The organism is Bradyrhizobium sp. GCM10028915 (assembly GCF_042666195.1).
Classification (GTDB): Bacteria; Pseudomonadota; Alphaproteobacteria; order Rhizobiales; family Xanthobacteraceae; genus Bradyrhizobium; species Bradyrhizobium canariense_D.
The window spans coordinates 346,090-367,862 of record NZ_JBHTFN010000044.1 but is presented as its reverse complement, the minus strand read 5'-3'; the positions used below and the strand labels follow the sequence as shown (position 1 = coordinate 367,862).

Annotated in this window: 20 protein-coding genes; 9 read left to right on the top strand and 11 right to left on the bottom strand. The window is 64.3% G+C overall.

Features of this window, described 5'->3' with window-relative positions; translation table 11 throughout:
- Positions 1-122: 122 nt before the first annotated feature.
- Positions 123-2,432, bottom strand: coding sequence for an NADP-dependent malic enzyme (locus tag ACFQX9_RS21850; RefSeq protein WP_018456292.1), 2,310 nt, complete (start codon positions 2,430-2,432; stop codon positions 123-125).
- Positions 2,433-2,677: 245 nt separating this feature from the next.
- Here ACFQX9_RS21850 and ACFQX9_RS21845 point away from each other — a divergent pair, with 245 nt between their 5' ends.
- Complete coding sequence (locus tag ACFQX9_RS21845) at positions 2,678-3,034, top strand: hypothetical protein (RefSeq protein ID WP_085364700.1); 357 nt, start codon at positions 2,678-2,680, stop codon at positions 3,032-3,034.
- Positions 3,035-3,063: 29 nt separating this feature from the next.
- Positions 3,064-4,641, top strand: coding sequence for a hypothetical protein (locus tag ACFQX9_RS21840; protein ID WP_377790429.1), 1,578 nt, complete (start codon positions 3,064-3,066; stop codon positions 4,639-4,641).
- Between the two features lie 145 nt (positions 4,642-4,786).
- On the opposite strand, the gene aspS is transcribed toward ACFQX9_RS21840, so the two are convergent.
- A complete protein-coding gene (gene aspS, locus ACFQX9_RS21835; protein WP_085352954.1) occupies positions 4,787-6,559 on the bottom strand; it encodes an aspartate--tRNA ligase in 1,773 nt (590 codons plus the stop codon).
- A gap of 194 nt (positions 6,560-6,753) precedes the next feature.
- Here aspS and ACFQX9_RS21830 point away from each other — a divergent pair, with 194 nt between their 5' ends.
- On the top strand, positions 6,754-8,229 hold the full coding sequence (locus tag ACFQX9_RS21830) for a YdiU family protein (RefSeq protein ID WP_377790427.1): 1,476 nt from the start codon (positions 6,754-6,756) through the stop codon (positions 8,227-8,229).
- Between the two features lie 86 nt (positions 8,230-8,315).
- Here ACFQX9_RS21830 and ACFQX9_RS21825 read toward each other — a convergent pair whose 3' ends face one another.
- Positions 8,316-9,305: a zinc-dependent alcohol dehydrogenase family protein gene (locus ACFQX9_RS21825; RefSeq protein WP_085353061.1), complete on the bottom strand. Its 990-nt coding sequence runs from the start codon at positions 9,303-9,305 to the stop codon at positions 8,316-8,318.
- Between the two features lie 102 nt (positions 9,306-9,407).
- Between ACFQX9_RS21825 and ACFQX9_RS21820 the strand changes: the two genes are divergently transcribed.
- Positions 9,408-10,307: a LysR family transcriptional regulator gene (locus tag ACFQX9_RS21820; protein ID WP_085352952.1), complete on the top strand. Its 900-nt coding sequence runs from the start codon at positions 9,408-9,410 to the stop codon at positions 10,305-10,307.
- Positions 10,308-10,681: 374 nt separating this feature from the next.
- Positions 10,682-11,833, top strand: a complete 1,152-nt coding sequence (rnd, locus tag ACFQX9_RS21815) for a ribonuclease D (protein WP_018456286.1) — start codon at positions 10,682-10,684, stop codon at positions 11,831-11,833.
- 107 nt (positions 11,834-11,940) lie between these two features.
- On the opposite strand, the gene ACFQX9_RS21810 is transcribed toward rnd, so the two are convergent.
- From ACFQX9_RS21810 to ACFQX9_RS21790, 5 genes are all read right to left on the bottom strand, one after another.
- Entirely contained in the window at positions 11,941-13,323 is a 1,383-nt protein-coding gene (locus ACFQX9_RS21810) for an aspartate aminotransferase family protein (RefSeq protein ID WP_018456285.1), read from the bottom strand.
- 158 nt (positions 13,324-13,481) lie between these two features.
- On the bottom strand, positions 13,482-13,652 hold the full coding sequence (locus ACFQX9_RS21805; RefSeq protein ID WP_007609402.1) for a hypothetical protein: 171 nt from the start codon (positions 13,650-13,652) through the stop codon (positions 13,482-13,484).
- 30 nt (positions 13,653-13,682) lie between these two features.
- Positions 13,683-14,246: an isochorismatase family protein gene (locus tag ACFQX9_RS21800; protein ID WP_085352950.1), complete on the bottom strand. Its 564-nt coding sequence runs from the start codon at positions 14,244-14,246 to the stop codon at positions 13,683-13,685.
- Positions 14,247-14,271: 25 nt separating this feature from the next.
- Positions 14,272-14,892, bottom strand: coding sequence for a GNAT family N-acetyltransferase (locus ACFQX9_RS21795; RefSeq protein ID WP_018456283.1), 621 nt, complete (start codon positions 14,890-14,892; stop codon positions 14,272-14,274).
- Positions 14,879-15,496, bottom strand: a complete 618-nt coding sequence (locus ACFQX9_RS21790; RefSeq protein ID WP_026233132.1) for a hypothetical protein — start codon at positions 15,494-15,496, stop codon at positions 14,879-14,881. Before ACFQX9_RS21790 ends, ACFQX9_RS21795 begins: the two co-directional genes overlap by 14 nt.
- Positions 15,497-15,567: 71 nt before the next feature.
- Between ACFQX9_RS21790 and ACFQX9_RS21785 the strand changes: the two genes are divergently transcribed.
- Positions 15,568-16,608 (top strand): LysR family transcriptional regulator, encoded by a 1,041-nt coding sequence (locus ACFQX9_RS21785; protein ID WP_018456281.1) that lies wholly within the window; start codon positions 15,568-15,570, stop codon positions 16,606-16,608.
- A gap of 80 nt (positions 16,609-16,688) precedes the next feature.
- Here the strand turns inward: ACFQX9_RS21785 and ACFQX9_RS21780 are convergent, their stop codons facing one another.
- Positions 16,689-17,849: an autotransporter outer membrane beta-barrel domain-containing protein gene (locus ACFQX9_RS21780; RefSeq protein WP_085352948.1), complete on the bottom strand. Its 1,161-nt coding sequence runs from the start codon at positions 17,847-17,849 to the stop codon at positions 16,689-16,691.
- A gap of 378 nt (positions 17,850-18,227) precedes the next feature.
- Here ACFQX9_RS21780 and ACFQX9_RS21775 point away from each other — a divergent pair, with 378 nt between their 5' ends.
- Positions 18,228-18,434: a cold-shock protein gene (locus ACFQX9_RS21775; protein ID WP_007591938.1), complete on the top strand. Its 207-nt coding sequence runs from the start codon at positions 18,228-18,230 to the stop codon at positions 18,432-18,434.
- A gap of 94 nt (positions 18,435-18,528) precedes the next feature.
- On the opposite strand, the gene purN is transcribed toward ACFQX9_RS21775, so the two are convergent.
- Together purN and purM are read right to left on the bottom strand one after the other, a co-directional pair.
- Positions 18,529-19,182, bottom strand: a complete 654-nt coding sequence (gene purN / locus ACFQX9_RS21770; RefSeq protein ID WP_085352946.1) for a phosphoribosylglycinamide formyltransferase — start codon at positions 19,180-19,182, stop codon at positions 18,529-18,531.
- 14 nt (positions 19,183-19,196) lie between these two features.
- Positions 19,197-20,270 (bottom strand): phosphoribosylformylglycinamidine cyclo-ligase, encoded by a 1,074-nt coding sequence (purM, locus tag ACFQX9_RS21765; RefSeq protein WP_085352944.1) that lies wholly within the window; start codon positions 20,268-20,270, stop codon positions 19,197-19,199.
- 155 nt (positions 20,271-20,425) lie between these two features.
- On the opposite strand from purM, the gene ACFQX9_RS21760 reads away from it, so the two are divergent.
- On the top strand, positions 20,426-20,968 hold the full coding sequence (locus ACFQX9_RS21760; RefSeq protein WP_026233129.1) for a CDP-alcohol phosphatidyltransferase family protein: 543 nt from the start codon (positions 20,426-20,428) through the stop codon (positions 20,966-20,968).
- Positions 20,969-21,060: 92 nt separating this feature from the next.
- Positions 21,061-21,738, top strand: coding sequence for a DnaA ATPase domain-containing protein (locus ACFQX9_RS21755; RefSeq protein WP_085352943.1), 678 nt, complete (start codon positions 21,061-21,063; stop codon positions 21,736-21,738).
- Positions 21,739-21,773 lie beyond the last annotated feature (35 nt).

The window sequence follows — 21,773 nt, the reverse complement described above, 5'->3', positions numbered from 1 at the left end:
GGGTCTCGCTCTGCAAATTCAACCGTGAGAAATGTGCGCGCGGAAGCAACCCCTCACCCGTCTCGCCGCTCCGCGGCGAGCCACCCTCTCTCACAAGGGGAGAGGGGAAGGCCACGCACGGCCTACGTAAACAACGTCGGCTGCTGCCGCGACGCGCGCTCCTGCGCTTCCACCACAGCCACTGCGGTCATGTTGAGGATGCCGCGCGCCGTTACCGACGGGGTGAGGATGTGAGCCGGGCGCGCCGGGCCGATCAGGATCGGCCCGACGGGGAGCGCGTCCGCCAGCGACTTGATCATCTGATAGGCGACGTTGGCGGTGTCGAGGCTTGGCATGATCATGATGTTGGCTTCGCCCTCGAGCTTGGAGTGCGGCAGCACCATCTTGCGCGCGGCGGCCGAGAGCGCGGTGTCGCCTTGCATCTCGCCGTCGGCCTCGAGTTCCGGATGCTTCTCCTTCAGGAGCTGGGTTGCCCGGCGCATCTTGCGCGAGGATTCCGTGTCGTAGCTGCCGAAATCCGAATGCGAGACGAAGGCGATCTTCGGCTTGATGTTGAAGCGTTGGACGTGGACCGCCGCGAGCGAGGCGATCTCGGCGAGCTCTTCGGCGCTCGGATTGGGCCGCACCTGGGTGTCGGCGATGAAGAAGGCGCCCTTGCTCGTGATCAGCAGCGCCAGCGCCGCATAGTCGCTGATTCCCGGGGTGAACCCGACGATCTCGCGAACATGGCGCAGATGGCTCATGTAGCGGCCCTCGACGCCGCAGAGCATGGCGTCCGCCTCTCCGCGCACCACCGCGAGCGCCGCGATGACGGTGTTATTGGTGCGCACCACCGTGCGCGCCGCATCCGGCGTCACGCCGCGGCGGCCGGCGACCTCGCCATAGGACTGCACGTAGGAGCGGTAGCGCGGATCGTCCTCGGGATTGACCAGGTCGAAGTCCCTGCCGGCCTTGATAGACAGGCCGAAGCGCTCGATGCGGGCCTCGACCACCGACGGACGTCCGACCAGGATCGGCATCGCCAGCTTCTCTTCCAGCACCACCTGGGTGGCGCGCAGCACGCGCTCATCCTCGCCTTCGGCGTAGATCACGCGCACCGGTTGGGTCTTGGCCTTGGCGAACATCGGCTTCATGACGAGGCCGGAGCGGAAGGCGAAGCGCTCGAGCAACGCGGTGTACTCGTCGAAATTGGTGATGGGCCGGGTCGCAACGCCCGATTCCATCGCGGCCTTCGCCACCGCCGGCGCGATGCGCAGGATCAATCTCGGATCAAAGGGACTCGGGATCAGCGAGCCCGGGCCAAACCCTTGCGTCTCGCCGGTATCGAAGCCTTGCGCGACCGCATCGGACGGCGCCTCGCGCGCGAGCTGCGCGATGGCCTCGACGGCGGCGTGCTTCATCTCCTCGTTGATCGCGGTGGCGCCGACATCGAGCGCGCCACGGAAGATGAAGGGAAAGCACAGGACGTTGTTGACCTGGTTCGGATAGTCGGAGCGGCCAGTGCAGATCATGGCGTCGGGACGGGCTTTGCGCGCCTCCTCCGGCATGATCTCCGGCGTCGGATTCGCGAGCGCCATGATGAGCGGCTTGTCGCCCATCGCCTTGGCCATCTCGGGCTTGAGCACGCCCGGTGCGGAGAGACCGATAAAGATGTCGGCGCCGCCGATGACGTCGGCGAGCGTGCGCTTGTCGGTCTTCTGCGCATAGACCGCCTTCCAGCGGTCCATCGTGGTGTTGCGGCCTTCGTGAACAAGGCCGTCGATGTCGCAGACCCAGATGTTCTTGCGCTGCGCCCCCATCGACACCAGCAGGTTCAGTGTCGCAAGCGCTGCGGCCCCTGCCCCCGATGCGACGATCTTGACGTCCGACAGGTTCTTGCCGTTCAGGCGCAGACCGTTGGTGATCGCGGCGGCGACGATGATCGCGGTGCCGTGCTGGTCGTCGTGAAAGACCGGGATCTTCATGCGCTCCTTGAGCTGCGCCTCGATCTCGAAGCATTCCGGTCCGCGGATGTCCTCGAGATTGATGCCGCCGAAGGTCGGCTCGAGCGCGGCCACGGTCTCGACCACGCGTTCGATGGTGTCGGCCGCGATCTCGATGTCGAACACGTCAATGCCGGCGAATTTCTTGAACAGGACCGCCTTGCCCTCCATCACCGGCTTCGAGGCCAGCGGGCCGATATTGCCGAGGCCGAGCACGGCGGTGCCGTTCGAAACCACGGCAACCAGATTGGAGCGTATCGTCAGCGTCGCCGCTTCCGCGGGGTTCTTGGCGATCTCCATGCAGGCGGCGGCGACGCCGGGGGAATAGGCCAGCGCGAGGTCGCGCTGGTTGGCGAGCGGCTTGCTCGCCTGGATCTCGAGCTTTCCGGGGCGCGGCAGCCGATGATAGGCCAGCGCCGCCTGGTGGAGATCATCAGAATAGGACGACATGCGGTGTCTTGCCTCGCGTTACCGGCCTCAAACTACGTTGTCCTGACCGGCCCGCCTTCGGGTGGTATTTCCGGGTCATGGAGACGGGATGAAGCACGTCGGGCGGCCCGGTGGCAACATCCGATTGCTGCCCCATCAACAGGGCGCGCGGTCAAATATCTGATAGCGCTCGCTTTCCCTGGACCGCGCGTTGCTTTGCGAATATGGCAGGTTGCGTGCTGCAACGCGAGCAACTGGAGCTGGGAATGAAGCGAATCCTGATCGGCTTCATCGTCGTGGCCGTGGTGGCCGCGGGCGGATGGTTGGGCTTCAGCTTCTACGCAAAACATCGCGTCACCGCCGAGGTGGAGACCGCGTTCGAGCAAATCCGCAAGCAAGGCGGCAAGGCTAGCTACGGCAAGATCGCCTTCGATCTGCCCACGCGCACCATCACGATCGAGGACATCGCGGTTACGCCGGGCAAGGCACGCAGGCGCAGATCAGGATCGCCGCCATCAAGGGCACGGGCGTTCGCCAGATCGACGAAACAAGGATCTCGGCCGACCCCGTCGACATCACCGGGCTCGAGGTTACGCTGGACCAGATCGGCGCTGCCAAGCTGAAGGTCGCGTACAAGATCCCGCACCTGGTCATGCGCGACTATGCCGGTCCTGTTCAGGCCGGTCAGGTGCCGGCGGACAGCTCGCTGGTCGATATGTACCGCTACGTGCTCGGCCAATATGCGAGTGTCGCTGCATCGTCGCTCACGGCTCCGACCCTCACGATCAGCTTCGATTCCCGCGCCGCCGGCAGCGGCGAGGTCACCTATTCCGGACTGGCGATCCAGAACCTAAAGCACGGCAAGATCGACGGGATGAAGTCGGACCGCGCCGTGATCTCGGTCGACGTGAAGCAACCCGGCAAGACGGACAAGCTGACGGGTGAATCGTCGAACATCATCGTCAACGATTTCGACGCGACCGCGATCATCGCCGCGCTCGATCCGCAGACGGCCAGCGACGACAGCTATCGCCGGGTCTATCGGCAGGTCTCGACGGGCCCCTATGCGCTCAAATCGGCACAGGGGATGCGAGTGGATGTCGACGGGTTCACCATGGAAGACATCGCCGTCCAGCCGTCGAAATTCCGGCTGGCTGAGATATTTGCCGCGCTGCCACGGGATCAATCGGCCCCGCCGACTCCGGCGCAGGCACGCGAGCTGCTGGAGAAGCTCGCCGGAGTTTATGAGGGTCTTCGCATCGGTAAGGCCGAAATCGGCAAGATGTCGGTCGGCACGCCGCAAGGAACGGCCACGGTTGGTGCCATCCGATTTCGCGACGGCGAGTTCGCGGTCGAAGGCGTCGACGCGCCGTCTCCGCAGGGACAGTTCAAGATGGAGCGCTTTGCGCTGAAGTCCTTCAGCACGGCGAGTTTGATGCGCTGGGCAGCAAGCCTCACCACTGCCGGGCGGGCGCCCTCGCCGGATCAGATGCTCGGGCTGTTCGGCGTGCTCGCAGGCGCGGAGATCAAGGGCGTGACGGCGCCGTTCAAGACCACCAATAAGCTGGTCATGATCGACACACTGAGCCTGGACTGGGGGCAGCTGGTCGGCTCGATCCCGAGCAAGGCGCATGTGGTTGCCAAATTTGTCACGCCAGCCGATCCATCCGGTCCAAAACAGCTTCCATTGATTGCCAGCGGGATCGACAAGCTCGCTATCGACCTCGATCTCGGCGCTGCCTGGACCGAACAGTCCAACAGCTTCGCTCTGACGCCCGCGACCCTCGACATCGGAGGCAACGCAAGAGCGCAACTGCGTATGGCGCTCGGCAACGTACCACGCGAGGTGTTTTCGGCCGATCCGGCCCAGCTCATGGGCCAGGCGGCCCGGATCGAGGCGGGCACGCTCGAATTCTCATTGCGCGACAGCAGCGTCATCGATCTCGTCGCGGCGCAGTTCGCGCGCATGCAGAATGTCAGCCGCGATACCGCACGCCAGGCGCTCGTCGAGAGCATCAAGGCTAAACGCGAGCAAGTTGCTTCCGCCAATCCGGATGCGAACGCGGCCGTGGACGCGATCGCCCGCTTCGTCGAGACGCCGGGCCAGACGCTTTCCATCATGCTGTCCCCGCGCGCCAAGGCACCGCTGATGCAATTGATGCAGCTCTTGCAAACCGACCCACAGAGCGCGCTTGCGCAGTTCAGGATCGAGGCGTCGACGGGGCTGTAGGGAACGACGCTGCGCGCGGGGATGGCAGTTGGACCGGCGAAAATCCCTCCCCGTCATTGCGAGCGAAGCGAAGCAATCCAGAGTCACTCCGCGGAAAGATTCTGGATTGCTTCGCTTCGCTCGCAATGACGCTGTGGAGACAGCCTCACTTCTGCGGCAGGCTCACCTTCACGTGCAGCTCGCGGAGCTGCTTGGGGCTGGGCTCCGACGGTGCGCCCATCAGGAGGTCCATGGCCTGCTGGTTCATCGGGAACAGCGAGACCTCGCGCAGATTGTTGGTGCCGCACAAGAGCATGACGATGCGGTCGACACCGGCGGCCATGCCGCCATGCGGCGGGGCGCCGTACTGGAAGGCGCGGTACATGCCGCCGAAGCGATCGACGACTTCCTGCTCGCCATAGCCGGCGATCTCGAACGCCTTCACCATCGCTTCCGGCACGTGGTTGCGGATGCCACCCGAGGCGATCTCGTAGCCGTTGCAGGTGATGTCGTACTGGAACGCCTTGATGGTCAGCGGGTCCTGGCCCTTCAAGGCATCGAGACCGCCCTGCGGCATCGAGAACGGGTTGTGCGAGAAGTCGACCTTCTTGTCCTCGTCGTTGTACTCGTACATCGGGAAGTCGACGATCCAGGCCAGCTCGAACCGCTCCTTGTCGGTGAGGTTCAACTCCTCGCCGACCTTGTTGCGGGCCAACCCAGAAAATTTCCAGAACTTGTCGGGATCGCCGGCGACGAAGAAGGCGGCGTCGCCTTCCTTCACGCCGATCTGCGCGCGGATCGCGGCGGTGCGCTCAGCACCGATGTTGTTGGCAAGCGGACCGGCACCTTCGCCGCCCTCGCGCCACATGATGTAGCCGAGGCCGGGCTGACCTTCGCCCTGCGCCCAGGAGTTCATGCGGTCGCAGAAGGCGCGCGAGCCGCCACCCGGCGCCGGGATCGCCCAGACCTGGTTCTTGGGGTCCTCCAACATGCGCGCGAACACCTTGAAGCCGGAGCCGCGGAAGTGTTCGGAGACGTCCTGCATCTCGATCGGGTTGCGCAGGTCCGGCTTGTCGCTGCCATATTTGCGCAAGGCTTCCGCGAACGGAATCCGGCGCCAGCCCTTGGTCACCGGCTTGCCCTTGGCAAACTCCTCGAACACACCCGTGATGACAGGCTCCATCGCGGCGAAGACATCGTCCTGCGTGACAAAGCTCATCTCGACGTCGAGCTGGTAGAACTCGCCCGGCAGACGATCCGCGCGTGGATCCTCGTCGCGGAAGCAGGGCGCGATCTGGAAGTAGCGATCGAAGCCCGACATCATCAAGAGCTGCTTGTACTGCTGCGGCGCCTGCGGCAGGGCATAGAACTTGCCGGGATGAATGCGCGACGGCACCAGGAAGTCGCGCGCGCCCTCCGGCGAGGACGCGGTCAGGATCGGCGTGTTGAACTCGAAGAAGCCCTGCCCCTCCATGCGCCTGCGCATCGACTTGATGATTTCGACGCGCGTCATGATGTTCTGGTGCAGCTTCTCGCGACGCAGATCGAGGAAGCGGTACTTCAGGCGGATGTCTTCAGGATATTCCTGGTCGCCGAACACCGGCAGCGGCAGGTCGCCGGCCGGGCCCAGCACCTCGATCTCGCTGACATAGATCTCGATCTTGCCAGTCGGCAGATCGTCATTGTCGGTGCCTTCGGGGCGGCGACGGGCCTTACCGTCCATCCGCACCACGAATTCCGAACGCAGCTTTTCGGCCTGCGAGAACGCCGGCGAGTCCGGATCGACCACGCACTGGGTCAGGCCGTAATGGTCGCGCAGGTCGATGAACAGCACGCCGCCATGGTCGCGAACGCGATGGACCCAGCCTGAAAGGCGGACCGTCTCGCCGATGTTGCTCTCGCGGAGCGCGCCGCATGTATGTGACCGGTAGCGATGCATGGTCGTCCCAAATTCAATGTCGGAGGATCGAATCGAACCGCCGAAACGGCAGGTTCAAAGTTGCGGCAGGGTTTACCTCGGCAGGACGGGGGCGGCAACCAAGGGAACGGCCCGTTTTCGGCTGGAAGTGGCCATTTTTGCCCAATCTCGGCTCAAGCCTTTGCCATCAGGCGTTCCACGCCTATCTTGAGGCCATGACAGTCCATTTCCCGTTCCAGAACTCCTATTCGGCGCTGCCGGACAGCTTTTTCGCCCGGGTCGCACCGACGCCGGTGGCAGCGCCCCGGCTGATCAAGCTGAACCGGCCGCTGGCGGTCCAGCTCGGGCTGGATCCTGATGTGCTGGAAACCCCTGAGGGCGCCGAGATCCTGGCCGGCAAGACGGTTCCCGCCGGCGCCGATCCGATCGCCATGGCCTATGCCGGCCACCAGTTCGGGCAATTCGTTCCGCAGCTGGGCGACGGACGGGCGGTCCTGCTCGGCGAGGTCATCGACAAGGACGGCATCCGCCGCGACATCCAGCTCAAGGGCTCCGGTCCCACCCCATTCTCCCGCCGCGGCGACGGCCGTGCCGCGCTCGGGCCGGTGCTGCGCGAATACATCGTCAGCGAGGCGATGTTCGCATTGGGCATCCCCACCACGCGCTCACTCGCTGCCGTCGTCACCGGCGAGCACGTCATCCGCGAGACCGCGCTGCCCGGCGCGGTGCTGACCCGCGTCGCCTCGAGTCATATCCGCGTCGGCACCTTCCAGTTCTTCGCCGTCCGCCGCGACACCGATGCCATTCGCCGGCTCGCCGACCACGTCATCGCCAGGCACTATCCGGAGCTGCTCGGCGCCGAGCGGCCCTATCACGCGCTGCTCGGTGGCGTCGTCGCACGCCAGGCCGATCTGGTCGCACGCTGGCTGCTGGTCGGCTTCATCCACGGCGTGATGAACACCGACAACTCATCGATATCAGGCGAGACCATCGATTACGGTCCGTGCGCCTTCATGGACGCCTACAATCCGTCGCAAGTGTTTTCCTCGATCGACGAGATGGGCCGTTACGCCTATGCCAACCAGCCGCGCATCGCGCTGTGGAATCTGACCCGGCTTGCCGAATGCCTGCTGCCGCTGTTTTCCGAGGATCAGGAAAAGGCGGTCGCCGAGGCCCAGGACATTCTTGGCGCCTTCTCCGACACGTTCAGCGACGGCTATCAGGCGGGCCTGCGCAAGAAAATCGGCCTGTTCACGGAGCGCGACGGCGACGACGCGCTGATCCAGGACCTGCTGGACGCCATGGCCAAGAACCAGGCCGACTTCACCCTCACCTTCCGCAAACTCGGCGACGCCGCTGGCGATCCGGCTGCTGACGATGCACGCGCGCAATTCATGGACCCCGCGGCGTTCGACGAGTGGGCCAGGCGCTGGCACGAGCGCACGGCGCTGGAGCCGCAAACCGCAGCCGAACGGCAAGCCGCCATGCACGCCGTCAACCCGATGTTCATCCCGCGCAACCACCGCGTCGAGGCCGTGATCCAGGCCGCGGTCAACGATGACGACTACACGCCGTTTGAGGAATTCGTGAAGGTGCTGGCTAAACCGTTCGAGGGCCAGCCGGACTATGCAGCCTACGCCGATCCGCCGCTGCCGGAGCAGCGGGTGCTGCAGACGTTCTGCGGGACGTGAGGCAAGCTCGGTGCGCACGTGGACGAGCCGAAGGCATAATCCAGATGCGGGGGTGCCGAAATCGTTTGTTCAAGACGATCATTCGCTCAGATCGTTACCACGATCTTGCCGAACTGCTCGTTTGACTCCAGAAAGCGATGCGCTTCGCCGATCTCCTCAAACTGAAACGTTTTGGCGATGATCGGTTGCAATGCGCCGTCCCGCAGCCCGTCGAGGATGAAGGTCTTCGCCTTAGCAAGCCGCGCGGGGTCGCGGATGATCTCGTGCACGAGATAGCCGCGCAGCGTCAGGCTCTTGGTCAGTACGTTGACCAGCGGAAACGGCGTCGGCTCTGGGCTCAGGCGGCCATATTCGATGAGAACGCCACCCGGCGACATCGCGGCGGTGAGCGGCTCAAATATGGGACCGCCGACCGCGTCGAACACCACGCGAACGCCGTTTGAGCCGACAATGTCCTGCAGCCGTGACCGGATGTCCTCTTCCACCGAGGCGATGACGTCGGCGGCGCCAGCATCGCGCAGGGCCTGCCGTTTGATCGAGGTTCGCGTCACTGCAATCGGGATCGCACCGATCCGGTTCGCGATCTGAATCGCTGCAAGCCCGACGCTACTCGACGCCGCGGTGATGACTACGGACTCCCCTCGCTCCAGCCCAGCAATATCGACCAGAGCGCCGAACGCCGTCAGATATTGCATCCATACCGCGGCCGCGGCGTCGAAGCCGAGCTCGGGCGGGTGCTTCACGACGAACTCCGCCGGAAACGTGACGAGCTCGCCATAAGCCGGCCATCGCACCATCGACACGGGCGGCACGATGCTAACGACCTCGCCCGGCGAGAAGCCGCTCACGCCTTCGCCGATCGCCTCGACGATGCCGGCGGCCTCGAGACCGAGGCCGGACGGAAAGGTCGCGGTCTCGATATAGGTCCCCTTCCGCAAGAGCGCTTCCGCGCGATTGAGCCCGAGCGCCTTGACCCTGATCTGCACCTCGCGCCTCCCTGGCGGCGCGACGTCGACGGTCTCGATGCGCAGCACCTCGGGGCCACCATGTCTGTGGAAGCGAACGACGCGCGCCATGAACACATCCAAAACAATTGAATTCAATGGAGCTATGCCAACCGGGCGGCGCCGGATAAAGCGTGCAGAGGGGTGAACAGTCGAAACCAGGAGTTTGCAATCATGGACCGCCTGACCAGCATGGCCGTCTTCGTCAAGGCGGTTGATGTAGGCTCGTTCGCCGCTGCCGCCGATGCGCTCGAAATGTCGGCGCCAATGGTCGGCAAGCACGTTCGTTTCCTCGAGGAGCGCCTCGGCGTCCGCCTCCTCAACCGCACCACACGGCGCCAGAGCCTGACCGAGACAGGCCAAGCCTACTACGAGCGCTGCCGCACTGTGCTCGCTGAAGCCGTGGCCGCCGACGCCGTCGCTTCCGACGAATTGTCCGAGCCGCGTGGCCGGCTCCGCGTGACCATGCCTGCCCTGCTGGGCCGGCACTGCATCGCCCCCTTGCTGATGAAGCTCGCGCGACGATATCCCCATCTGGAGCTCGATCTCTCGTTCGGCGACCCGATCGCTGACATCATCGAGGGCCGCTACGATCTTGCGATCCGGACCGGCGATCTACACGATCAATCCGGCCTGATGACGCGGCGCATCGCAAGCCAGCGCATGGTGGTGTGCGGCACGCGCTCGTACTTGCGCGCCAACGGCAAGCCGAAATCGCTCGACGATCTTGCCCAGCATCAGGCGATCATCTATCGCCGCTCCGGACGCGTCCGGCCGTGGCTGTTTCCCCGCGAGGGCCAGCCTCCGAGCGAAATCGTGCCGGCGGGAAGGCTCAGGCTCGACGATCTCGACGCGATCGCGGACGCCGCGTCACAGGGGATGGGACTGGCCTGGCTGCCATACTGGCTAGTCCGCGAACGCCTACGCGCCGGTACACTCGTCACTCTGTTGAGCGGTCAGCCGGGATTTCTCTACGACTGCCACGCGCTCTGGCCACGCTCGCCCCGGATGCCGCCGAAAGTTCGCGCCGCCGTGGACGCCTTGGCGGCCGCCCTGCCGAAGCTCATGACCTGACGCCTGATGCCGTGACGCCTGCATAGCATGCCGCGGCCGTTAACCCCCCGTCCACCATCCGGCCCGACCCGCCGCCGGTAACCACGAGAATTAACAGACCCTCAATTCGCCCCCGACAAGTTTAGCAATGTTGCTGGGGGATTTTGCCGTGGATCTGTTGGTTTTCGAGTTCCTGGGGCTGGCGCTGGTCGCCATGTGCGTGGTCGTGGTGGCACTGCCCTGCGCGCGCAAACCCTCCCGGCGGGTCCGCTACGAATAGGATTTTCGTCGGAAAATGCGATTCCGGTCCAAATGCAAGGCTCGAATTCGCTTCGAGCCCCTTGACATCACAGCGCTTTCGGCAGAACGGCTGATGGACTTGTCATGGGCCGTTCATGGATTTGATTACCACCACCGCTGACCTTGCGGCTGCCTGCAGCCGGCTGGCCAAGCACCCCGTCATTACCGTCGATACCGAGTTCCTGCGCGAGACCACCTATTACCCGCTGCTGTGCGTGGTGCAGATGGCCAGCGCCGAGGAAGCAATCGTCATCGACACCCTGGCCGAGGGCATCGACCTCAAGCCGTTCTTCGAGCTGATGGGCAACGAGGGCGTGTTGAAGGTGTTCCACGCCGCCCGCCAGGACATCGAGATCATCTGGCACCAGGCGGGTATCATCCCGCACCCGGTGTTCGATACCCAGGTCGCGGCCATGGTGCTCGGCTACGGCGACAGCATCGCCTACGACGCCCTGGTCGAGAAGGTCACCGGACACCGCCCGGACAAGACCCACCGCTTCACCGACTGGTCGCGCCGGCCGCTGACCAAGGAGCAGATGCACTACGCCGTGTCCGACGTCACGCATCTGCGCGACGTGTTCGCAGCGCTCGATGCCGACCTTAAAAAGCGCCGGCGCAGCGAATGGGTCTCGATCGAGATGGAAGTCCTGACCTCGCCCAAGACCTACGACTTCCATCCCGAGCGCGCCTGGGAACGGCTCAAGACGCGGGTGCGCAAGCCCAAGGACCTTGCGGTCCTAATGGAGGTCGCCGCCTGGCGCGAGCAGGAGGCGCAGAGCCGCGACGTGCCGCGAGGCCGCGTGCTGCGCGACGAGGCCGTCAGCGACATCGCGACCCATGCGCCGAACACGATCGAGAAGCTCGCAAACCTGCGCTCCGTGCCGAAGGGTTTTGAGAAATCCAAATGGGGCGCCGACATCGTCGCCGCTGTCGAGCGCGGGCTGGCGCGCGATCACGCCACGCTGCCGAAGCTGGAAAAGCCGCGCAACAATAACAATGGCGCCGCGATCGTCGAACTGTTGAAGGTGTTGCTGCGCATGACCGCGGAGCGCCATGCGGTCGCCAGCAAGGTGATTGCGACCGTCGACGATCTCGAGGAGATTGCGGCCGACGACGAGGCCGACGTGCCGGCGCTACGCGGCTGGCGCCGCGAGCTGTTCGGCGAGGCCGCCCTGAAACTGAAGCGCGGCGAGCTGGCGCTGGCGGTCGAGAAAGGCCGCGTGATCGGGGTTCAGCGAGCGGAATAGCCCCGATGCCTCCCGATGTCGTCCTGGCCTAGTGCGCAATTGCGCACTAGGCCAGGACGACACCGGGGGTGTGATAGAGCGCTACGCTCACGCGTGAAGCGCCGTCCCTACGCCGGCGTCAGCTTCGCCACTTCCGGCTTCATGTCGTCCAGCACACCTGAAATCGCCGCGACCAGCTCGTCGATCTGAGTCTTGGTGACGATCAGCGGCGGGCAGATGGCAATGGCATCGAGCATGTTGCGCGAGATAACGCCGCGCTCCTGCAGCATGCGGCTGGCCATGCCGCCGACGGCGCCCGGCGTTGCCGCTGCGGTCTTGCGCGCCTTGTCCAGCACCAGTTCGATCGCAGCGATCATGCCGACACCGCGGACCTCGCCCACCAGTGGATGGCTGGTGAGTTCACGCAGCTTGCCTTGCATGTAGCCACCGAGCTCGGCGGCGTGCGCAACCAGGCCCCGCTCCTCGATGATCTTCAAATTCTCGAGCGCAATCGCCGAGCCGACCGGATGGCCGCCCGCGGTGAAGCCGTGGCCGAGCACGCCGATCTTGTTGCTCTCGTCGGCGATCGGTTCGAACATGCGATCGTTCATCATGATGGCCGACAGCGGGAAATAGCTCGAGGTGATCTGCTTGGAGACCACGATGGCGTCGGGCTTGATGCCGTAGGTTTCGCAGCCGAACATCTTGCCGGTGCGGCCGAAGCCGCAGATGACCTCGTCGGCGACCAACAGGATGTCGTACTTGTTCAGCACCTTCTGGATCTTGTCCCAATAGGTCGCCGGCGGCACGATGACGCCGCCCGCGCCCATCACCGGCTCGCCGAAGAACGCAGCGATCGTGTCCGGGCCTTCCTTCTGGATCAGCGCATCGAGTTCCTCGGCCCGCCGCGTCGCGAACGCTTCCTCGCTCTCCCCGGGCGCGCCATCCTTGTAGAAATGCGGCGAGCCCGTGTGCAGGATGTTCGGGAGCGGCAAGTCGAAAGAGCGGTGGTTGTTCGGCAGCCCGGTGAGGCTGGCGGACGCGATGGTGACGCCGTGATAGGCGCGCATCCGGCTGATCACCTTCTTGCGCTGTGGCTGGCCGAGCGCATTGGAACGATAGGCAATCAACTTCAGAACAGTGTCGTTGGCCTCCGAGCCGGAATTGGTGAAGAACACCTTGCTCATCGTAACAGGCGCGAGCGCGACCAGCTTCTCGGCGAGATCGATCGAGGGCCCGTGCGATTTGGCGGAGAACGTGTGATAGAACGGCAGCGCCAGCATCTGCTTGTGCGCGGCGTCGACCAGCCGCTTCTCGTTGAAGCCGAGTCCGACGCTCCACAGGCCTGCCATCGCCTCGAAATAGCGCTTGCCTGACGCATCGAACACGTAAGGCCCCTCGCCGCGTTCGATCACCAGGGGACCGGCCTGCTGATGGGCGCGCGCGTTGGTGTAGGGATGGAGCTGGTAGGCCACATCCCGGGCCTCTTGCGAATTGGGCAGCATGGACATTTGCAGGAATCCTTGAAAGCGTCACGTCGCCGGCGCGGCCAGCGTCATCACTCGATGATCCAGCTCCTTGGCTATTGCCACCGCGCAAAACTTGCAACGTCAATTCGTCGGCAGGAAGCGCTCAGCTGCGTTGCACAAAGCCGCACATCGGGCAGCTGTCACGCCGCACCGTCGTCATTCCCATCGCTATCGGCGGCAGCGGCCTCCCGCACCTCCACCAGCGCCATCGAGAGCAGATACACCGTCGTTGGCAGACCAAGACGGCGTGCCGCCTCGGCGGCACGCGACAGGTCGCTTGCCAGCTCCTCGAGCTGATCTCCCCGTGACAATGTCCCACTCCATCCGTCGATCGCGGCCGCCTACACCGCAACGGCGCCGCTGGTTCTGATCAGTTCGGCGCTGGACTGGATTGTAGCAAAATTCCCGATCACATTCACTACCGCATGCTTGTAGGCGGCAGCATCGCCAGTCCCCGGCTGCCGGCAGGCCACCGCGTCGGCCACCACCTGGAAGCGATGACTGCGGTGAAACCCGTCAATAGCGGTGGCCAGGACGGTTTCGTCCAGGGAAAAGCCCGCGAGCACGCAACGGACATTGCGGATATTGGACATGTAGTCCACAAACCGCGCCGAACTGTAGGCCGACGGCAGCGGGTGCTCGAAGGTCATTTCTCCCGGCCGCGGCTTCGCCTCCGCGATCCAATCGGTCAGCTTGGATGCCGGATTGAACCAGGCCGCCTGCGCGATGCGCTTCAGATGCATCACCGGCCAGAGATTGTCGCGCCAGAACGTCAGCAGTTCCACGCAGCGCGCCGTTGCGGCATCGCCGTCGAGGATGACGTGGCGACGTCCGGGGGTCAGATATTCGACCTGGAGATCCGTGCAGACCAGGATCGGCGGATCGTCTGTGATGGAAACCAGCATGGTTTTGCGCGCAGCTGCACCAGTTTCAACGACCAGCGAGCGCGACGTCCCGCAGCGGCGACGTCACAGCCCGTCCTGCCGAGGCGTCGAGCACGCCCGGCCGGTCCCAATCGCCCTCGGGGCGGATGATCACGTAAGGATCGCTGTCCAGCGTAATGGCATCCGGACCCGGTTCGATCTCCAGCAGCATTTCTGTGTAGGAGAAGTCGGAAAATGTGATCTTGCGATTGTGACCAAGCGGCTTGGCGCCGAAATGGGCCCAGAAATCGACCAGCCGGTCCTGCGCCTGGCCGTAGATCTTGCGAAAGCCCTTGCGCTTCACATAGTCGACGCTCGCTTGTACCAGCTTGAACGAGACGCGCGACCGCCGGTATTGGTGCCGCACCGCAAGCCGTTCCACCTTGGCGAAATCGCCGAAGAACCGCACCCGCAGACAGCCCGCAGGCTCGTTGCCGACATAGCCGATGAAATGCGCGGCAACCATGTCGTTGCCGTCGAACTCTTCATCGAACGGGCAATCCTGCTCGGCGAGATAGACGGCTGAGCGGATCGAGGTGACCAGCATGAGATCGGTGAGATCGCGCGCGAGGCGAATGGTGATGGCGCGGGAATCGGGCTTGGCGAGAGGAATCCTAGTACCGTGCATCTGCAAAACTCCTTGCTTGGATGATCGCGCTCGGCATGCGCATCGGCTGCCGATGCCAGGGCCGCTCGTAGCACCAGAGGTCGGGTTGGAAGCTTGGAACAGGCTCGAAGCCTGTCGCTTTCATGATGTCGCGGCCGGCCACGGTTGACGGCTGCGCATAGCAATCCGCGTTGCGAAACCTTAGCTGTCTAAGATGAGCCGCGGCCTTGCCGAGACCGGCGACGCCGCGCCCCGTCGCCGCGATCGCCCAGATGTAGATAGCGGAAACGTCTTCCTTCGCGGACGCGAGATAGCGCGTCTCCGGCGCGGTGAGGCAGATCTCGTCGAGCAGCAACGCATCATGCCCGCGATCGTTGAGAAACAGGAAGGCCATGCCGCCGACAAGGTTGCCCTTCCGGCTGAAAGTCAGGATGCTCTCGGGATCGAAGGCGAAATATTTTGCAAGCTCAGTCGCCCCGATCCGAACGCCCGGCACCAGCCGGTGCGCCAACTGCGAAAGCGCGGCGATTTCGGAAAATTTGGCGCGACGGACGTCGACATCCGGACTGAGCGGCAGCGCGTCGAAATCATGCCTTGCGGCAAACGAGCCCCTTTCCATACTCATGTCGCCCCTCTATCGTTCGCGGCTTTCGTGCCCCGCTATGGCGATGAGCTTAGCGGCTGGGGATCAGGCGTATGCAGCAGTTATTGCACCGGGGTGCTGCGGTGATGCAGCACCGTGAAGAAACCCTGGACATGTCCTGGGACGATTTGAAACTGTTTTTAGCTTGCGCAAAATATAAAAGCTTCCGCAACGCCGCCGAGGAGCTCGGGCTCACCTCCACCACCCTGATGCGCAGGATCGACCGGCTCGAAGAGAGCATCGACTGCAAGCTGTTCCTGCGCGACCAGAGCGGGCTCACGCTCAGCGACGAAGGCAGCGCGATGATCGCCGACGTCGCGCACATGGAGCGTCATGCCTTCAATGTGTTCCGGCGTGCTTCGCGATCGTCGAACGATATGTCAGGCACCGTGCGCGTCGCGGTGACGGAAGGCCCCGGCAATTTCTGGATTCTGCCGCGACTGATCGATTTCCAGAAAACCTATCGCAAGATCACCGTCGACCTGCGCTGCGCGATGGAACAGGCCGACGTCGCGCGGCTCGAATCCGATATCGCGATCCAGCTCGAGCCGCCGACCAATCCCGATCTGATCGTCGCCAAGCTCGGCCGCCTGCACATCTATCCCTTCGTCTCCAAGGAGTACGAAAACCTCTACGGCGTGCCCGCGACCCTGGCCGAGCTGAAGAACCACCGCATCATCAAGCAGAGCGCCCCGCAGGTCGACGACGGCGCCTACGCCCGCGTGCTCGGACTGAAGTCGCTCGAGGGCATCGTCGGGATCAAGACCAACTCCTCGGTCGGCGTGCTCTATGCGGTGGAGCGCGGCGCCGGCATCGGATTCCTGCCGACGGTTTCGATCGCGCTCGGCGCCCCGCTGGTTGCCGTCGATCTCGGCGTCAGCCACCACGCCGATCTCTGGCTCACCTATCATAAGGAGTTCCGCGCCTCCGAGCGCCACAAGATCGTGGTCGATTGGCTGAAGAAAATCTTCGATCCCAAGATCCATCCCTGTTTCCGCGACGAGTTCATCCACCCGAACGCGCTGGCGCCGATGATGACGGCCGCGCGCGCGGCCTTTGGATTGACGGGTTATGTCGCGGCAATGCCGACTTAAAGCTCGAGCATGATGCTTTCGTAAAACCGCTTCGCAGTTTTCCGGGATCCTCCTCTGGGCCGACGCGGGCAGGCTTCGCTTCACCACCGATATTCGAAGCCGACCGTGCCCTGGTGCGACGTCAGCTCGTTGCGGAACTTGCCGTCGTAGTTGACGTAGAGCCGCGCCGTGTTGGTCAGGCTGAGCGAGGCCGAGGCGCCTGCATCCGTACCGTAGCGGCTCTCGCCGATGCCGGGCACGACGATGCTCTGGGTCCCGAGGCTGACCTGCACCGATCCCAGGTTCTGATAGAAATTGTCGACGAACTTGCCGTAGGCGGACAGGTCCAGGATCTTCTGGTCGAAGATGAAGTAGCGCCCGATCTCGGCTCCGATCATGACGCGCGCGCGCGAGAGCGCCGTCGAGCCGACATTGAGTGGATCGAGGCCGCCAACCTCCTGGAACGCGACGCTGGTGGCGCGGACATATTCCAGTGCGCCCTTGGGCACGATGCGCATGTGGTCCTTGGTCCAGTAATAGCTGATCTCGGTCAGCGCGCCGTCGATTGCGGCGCGATAACCCGCGGTCGCAAGTCCCAGGCCAGTATCCCGGCTGGAGCGGACCTTGCCGAAGCCGTGCACCACCGCGAAGGCCCAGGTCCAGGGGCCCTTGTCGACCGAGCCGCTGAAGCCGAGTTGCGTCAGATCCAGCGTGGCGGACTGAAGTGCGAGCGGCACGTCGATATCGGTGTGGCTCTGGTCGACGGAGAAGCCGAGATTGACACCCGGCGCGAGCCGCGCGCCAAAGCCTGCGACACCGCCAAACGTCTTGCGCTTGTCGCCGACAAAGTCTCCTTGCGCATCCGTCCGGACCGAGATGCCATAACCCTCGAACCAGGTGCGGTAGCGCGGGTCTTCCGTGCTCGCCGACGCGCCGCCGCCGCCGGGATTGGTCCGAAACGCCCGGTTGACGCCGCCAGATGCCTGGTTTCCGAGCCGCTCCAGGAAATTCGAGCCGAGATTGAGCGAGCTGTTGCCGGCCGACTGGTCGTAATTGGTCGCGGTCGGCATCGGAATTGGCATCGGAATCGGCGTCGGTGACGGCGTGGGTGTCGGGGTCGGCGTGGGCGTGGGACTCTGCGCAAAGCCTGATGTCGTCGACAGTACCATGATGAGAGCAAACGCCACGGCAGCCGCGATCCAGCGGACGCGGTTCAGCCTGATCGCCTGCCGTGTCTCTGAGGGCTGCGAAATGCAGCACATGGCGACAAATCCTGAAGCAAAGGGCGGCGCGCAAAAAAGCAACAGGAGCGGCGCACGCGTGCCGCGATTTGTGCCGAACTGTTACTGAGGGTCAACCGGCTGGCGCGTCCCGGCAAAGGCATTGCTTCCGATTGTGGTTCCGCGGCCACAGGTCGCAAATTGCGGACGGGCACTCGGGTCGAAGTCTTGAAATTCGCGCGCGGCTTGCTAACGGGCGATTTTCATGTTGCAATATCGGACACAATCGGAATTGGCCGCTCGACTGTGCGTTTCGCGACATTGAGACTCAAGACTCGAACAGACTACCGGAAGCCCGTTTGTGGCGTGGCACGCGAAAAGCGGCCGCGTCGTTTTTGTATCTAGCGGAGGAGACTGAGGATGCCGCAAAAGGGCACCGTCAAATGGTTCAACCCGACCAAGGGCTATGGGTTCATCAAGCCGAACGGCAGTGACAAGGACGTCTTCGTCCACATCTCCGCCGTCGAGCGCGCCGGACTCTCGACCCTCAATGAAAATCAGGTGGTTGAATACGATCTCGTGGAGAACCGCGGCAAGGCATCCGCGGAGAACCTCAAGGTTTCCTGATTTCTCTCGCGGTCTGCGCAAGAGATCATGACGTTGCCCCCGGCTCTGCCGGGGGTTTTTGTGGAATGAGAAGTATTCCGAGTGCGACGGCGCTTCACCGCACCAACGGCGAAACCAGAAAATTCTCCGACGGCCCGCTGCCCGCGGTCTTGCACACATCGCCCTCGATCTGGACCTTGCCGGTCGCGAGCAGGCTCAGTGCTGCGGGATAGATGCGGTGCTCGACTTCAAGGATACGCTCCGACAGCGTGTCCGCCGTGTCGTCGTCGCTGACGGGAACCGCGCCCTGCATCACGATTGGGCCGGCGTCGGTCTCGGGGATCACGAAGTGCACCGTCGCGCCGGACAGCTTGACGCCGGCGCGCAAGGCCTGGCCGTGCGGGTCGAGACCGGGGAAGGACGGCAGCAGCGAGGGATGAATGTTGAGCATCCGCCCGTACCACGCCTTGGTGAATTCGGCCGTGAACAGGCGCATGAAGCCGCCGAGGCAAATCAGCTCGATGCCGTGCTGATCGAGTGCTGCTTGCAGCACCTTCTCGAAGCCGGCGCGGTCCTTGCCGAACGGCTTGCTTTCGATCACCAGCGTCTTCACGCCGCTCGCTTTGGCCCTTTCCAGCCCCAGCGCATCGGCCTTGTTCGAGATGACGAGCGAAATCTCCGCCGGAAAATCCGGCGCGGCCGCGCCCTTGATCAGCGCAGCCATGTTGGAGCCACGGCCGGAAATCAGGATGGCGACGCGGCGTTTCATTACAGCGCCGGTCATTACAGCGCCAGGTCGAGATGGCCGTTATAGACGACGCGGTGCTCGCCCTCGGCCGGGATCACGCTGCCGAGCTGTGCCACGGTCTCACCGGCGTCAGTGAAGATCTCCACGACCTCTTCGACCTTGTCCGGCTCGACAATCGCGATCATGCCGATCCCACAATTGAAGGTCCGCAGCATTTCGAGCTCGGCGATGCCGGCCTGCGCGGCCAGCCATTTGAACACCGGCAGCACTGGCAGGCGCGCCAGATCGATACCGACGCCGAGATGCTTCGGCAGCACGCGCGGAATGTTGTCGGTGAAGCCGCCGCCGGTGATGTGGGCAAGCCCCTTCACCGCGCCGGTCTCGCGGATCGCGCGCAGGCAGGATTTGACGTAGAGACGCGTCGGCGTCAGCAACGCGCCGCCGAGCGTCATGACGGGCGCAAACGGCGCCTGCGCCCCGAAGCCGAGGCCGGATTGTTCCACGATCTTGCGCACCAGCGAGAAACCGTTGGAGTGCACGCCCGACGAAGCGAGCCCGATCACGGCATCGCCGGCGGCGATGTCCTTGCGCGGCAAGAGCGTGCCCCGCTCCGCGGCGCCGACGGCAAAGCCGCCGAGGTCGTAGTCGCCGTCTTTGTAGAGGCCGGGCATCTCGGCCGTCTCGCCACCGATCAGGGCGCAGCCGGATTCGCGGCAGCCTTCGGCGACACCGGCGACGATCGACGCGGTCGCCTCCGGATCGAGCTTCCCGCAGGCAAAATAGTCGAGGAAGAACAGCGGCTCGGCGCCCTGCACCACGAGGTCGTTGACACTCATGGCGACGAGGTCGATGCCGATCCCGCCATGCAGGCCGGTCTCGATCGCGATCTTGACCTTGGTGCCGACGCCATCGGTCGCGGCCACCAGGATGGGATCCTTGAAACCGGCCGCCTTGAGATCGAACAGGCCGCCGAATCCGCCGATTTCGGCGTCGGCGCCGGGCCGTGCGGTGGCGCGCACCATCGGCTTGATCAGGTCGACCAAGCGGTTGCCCGCATCGATATCGACGCCTGAATCGGCGTAAGTGAGGCCGTTTTTGCGGTCGGTCATGCCCGATTTCCAGTGGGTTTGCGGCTGGTTACGTCGAATTCCGGGGACGCGCAATGGCTCGCATGGCGCGCCGCCGTATACTATGTAGAGATATCAACCGGTTCAGCCTCCAAAGGGCCGAATTCGAGGTCAGGCCGGGTGCCGGGAAGCGCCGTGTGAGTATACCGAACATCATTACTTTGGGCCGCATCATGCTGGTCCCGATCATCGTCTGGGCCATCGTGTCGAGCCAAATGGAGGTGGCGTTCGCCGTATTCCTGATCGCCGGTATCAGCGACGCGGTCGACGGCTTCCTTGCCAAGCGCTTCAACATGACGAGCGAGCTCGGCGCCTTGCTCGACCCGCTCGCCGACAAGGCGCTGCTGGTCTCGATCTACATGGCGCTCGGCATCTGGGGCGCGATTCCGCGCTGGATCGTCATCCTGGTGGTCTCGCGCGACATCATGATCGTCGCCGCCGTGATCATATCGTGGCTGTTCGACCGACCTGTGGAGATGAAGCCCTCAAAGGTATCCAAGCTCAACACTGTGGCCCAAGTGGCGTTCGCGGCGTTGGTGCTGGCCGCCCTCGCCTTCGGCTTCAAACCCGGTCCTTATGATATAATCCTGATGGGCCTCGTCACGGTCTTCACGCTCTCCTCCGTGTCGCTCTATCTTGTCGAATGGTTGCGGCACATGAGCACGATCGAGGCCAAGTGAGTTGGGAGCGGCCCCGTAAAAGGCCAACTCCCGCTCGATTAGGTCGCATCTCGTCAAACGAAGCCGGCACGCCGGCACGGAGCAAAGCAAGCGTGCCAGGCCGCGTTCATCCCCGACAGTTGGCGTTTTCGCTTCCGCATGCGGAGAGCCTGAGCCGGGACAATTTCCTCGAAGGCCCCGTCAACGCCGCCGGTCTTGCCCTCATCGACGCCTGGCCGGAATGGCCGAACCGAATCATGTGGCTGGCCGGCCCGGAAGGAAGCGGCAAGAGCCATCTCGCCGCGATCTGGGCCGAGGCTTCAGGCGCCCGCTCGACCACGGCCAATGGGCTGACCGCCGAGGCCGTCCCGGCTGCGCTCGCCACCGGCGCGCTGGTGGTCGAGGATCCCAAAGCCAGGGAATTCGACGAGCGCGCCCTGTTCCATCTGATGAATCTGGCCCGCGAGGACGGCGCCTACGTCCTCTTCACCGGACGCGAGGTGCCCGCGTCTCTCGAGATCGAGCTCGCCGACCTGCGCTCGCGGCTCCGCGCCGTCCCCGTTGTCTCGCTGCTGCCGCCCGACGACCAGCTCTTCCGCGGCCTGATCGTCAAGTTCTGCGCCGACCGCCAGCTCGCGGTGGACGAGAGCGTGGTCAGCTACCTCGCCACTCGCCTGGAGCGGTCCTCGGCCGCCGCCCGACGGGCTGTGGACCTGCTGGACAGCGAGGCCTTGCGCCTCGGCCGCCCCGTCACCCGGGCCCTGGCGGCCGAGCTGCTCCGGGATGTCTGACCAAGGCGGGTTGACGCGGCCGGGCGGCGGAACAT

What these genes read in the sequence shown, in the direction of transcription:
- ACFQX9_RS21820 (WP_085352952.1), top strand. Translation starts at nt 9,408, where the DNA reads ATGGACCGCCTGACCAGCATGGCCGTCTTCGTCAAGGCGGTTGATGTA.
- purM (WP_085352944.1), bottom strand. Translation starts at nt 20,270, where the DNA reads ATGACCGACCGCAAAAACGGCCTCACTTACGCCGATTCAGGCGTCGAT.
- ACFQX9_RS21780 (WP_085352948.1), bottom strand. Translation starts at nt 17,849, where the DNA reads ATGTGCTGCATTTCGCAGCCCTCAGAGACACGGCAGGCGATCAGGCTG.
- ACFQX9_RS21810 (WP_018456285.1), bottom strand. Translation starts at nt 13,323, where the DNA reads ATGTCCATGCTGCCCAATTCGCAAGAGGCCCGGGATGTGGCCTACCAG.
- aspS (WP_085352954.1), bottom strand. Translation starts at nt 6,559, where the DNA reads ATGCATCGCTACCGGTCACATACATGCGGCGCGCTCCGCGAGAGCAAC.
- ACFQX9_RS21830 (WP_377790427.1), top strand. Translation starts at nt 6,754, where the DNA reads ATGACAGTCCATTTCCCGTTCCAGAACTCCTATTCGGCGCTGCCGGAC.
- ACFQX9_RS21775 (WP_007591938.1), top strand. Translation starts at nt 18,228, where the DNA reads ATGCCGCAAAAGGGCACCGTCAAATGGTTCAACCCGACCAAGGGCTAT.
- purN (WP_085352946.1), bottom strand. Translation starts at nt 19,182, where the DNA reads ATGAAACGCCGCGTCGCCATCCTGATTTCCGGCCGTGGCTCCAACATG.
- ACFQX9_RS21790 (WP_026233132.1), bottom strand. Translation starts at nt 15,496, where the DNA reads ATGAGTATGGAAAGGGGCTCGTTTGCCGCAAGGCATGATTTCGACGCG.
- ACFQX9_RS21785 (WP_018456281.1), top strand. Translation starts at nt 15,568, where the DNA reads ATGCAGCAGTTATTGCACCGGGGTGCTGCGGTGATGCAGCACCGTGAA.
- ACFQX9_RS21840 (WP_377790429.1), top strand. Translation starts at nt 3,064, where the DNA reads ATGCGCGACTATGCCGGTCCTGTTCAGGCCGGTCAGGTGCCGGCGGAC.
- ACFQX9_RS21795 (WP_018456283.1), bottom strand. Translation starts at nt 14,892, where the DNA reads ATGCACGGTACTAGGATTCCTCTCGCCAAGCCCGATTCCCGCGCCATC.
- ACFQX9_RS21850 (WP_018456292.1), bottom strand. Translation starts at nt 2,432, where the DNA reads ATGTCGTCCTATTCTGATGATCTCCACCAGGCGGCGCTGGCCTATCAT.
- ACFQX9_RS21845 (WP_085364700.1), top strand. Translation starts at nt 2,678, where the DNA reads ATGAAGCGAATCCTGATCGGCTTCATCGTCGTGGCCGTGGTGGCCGCG.
- rnd (WP_018456286.1), top strand. Translation starts at nt 10,682, where the DNA reads ATGGATTTGATTACCACCACCGCTGACCTTGCGGCTGCCTGCAGCCGG.
- ACFQX9_RS21825 (WP_085353061.1), bottom strand. Translation starts at nt 9,305, where the DNA reads ATGGCGCGCGTCGTTCGCTTCCACAGACATGGTGGCCCCGAGGTGCTG.
- ACFQX9_RS21800 (WP_085352950.1), bottom strand. Translation starts at nt 14,246, where the DNA reads ATGCTGGTTTCCATCACAGACGATCCGCCGATCCTGGTCTGCACGGAT.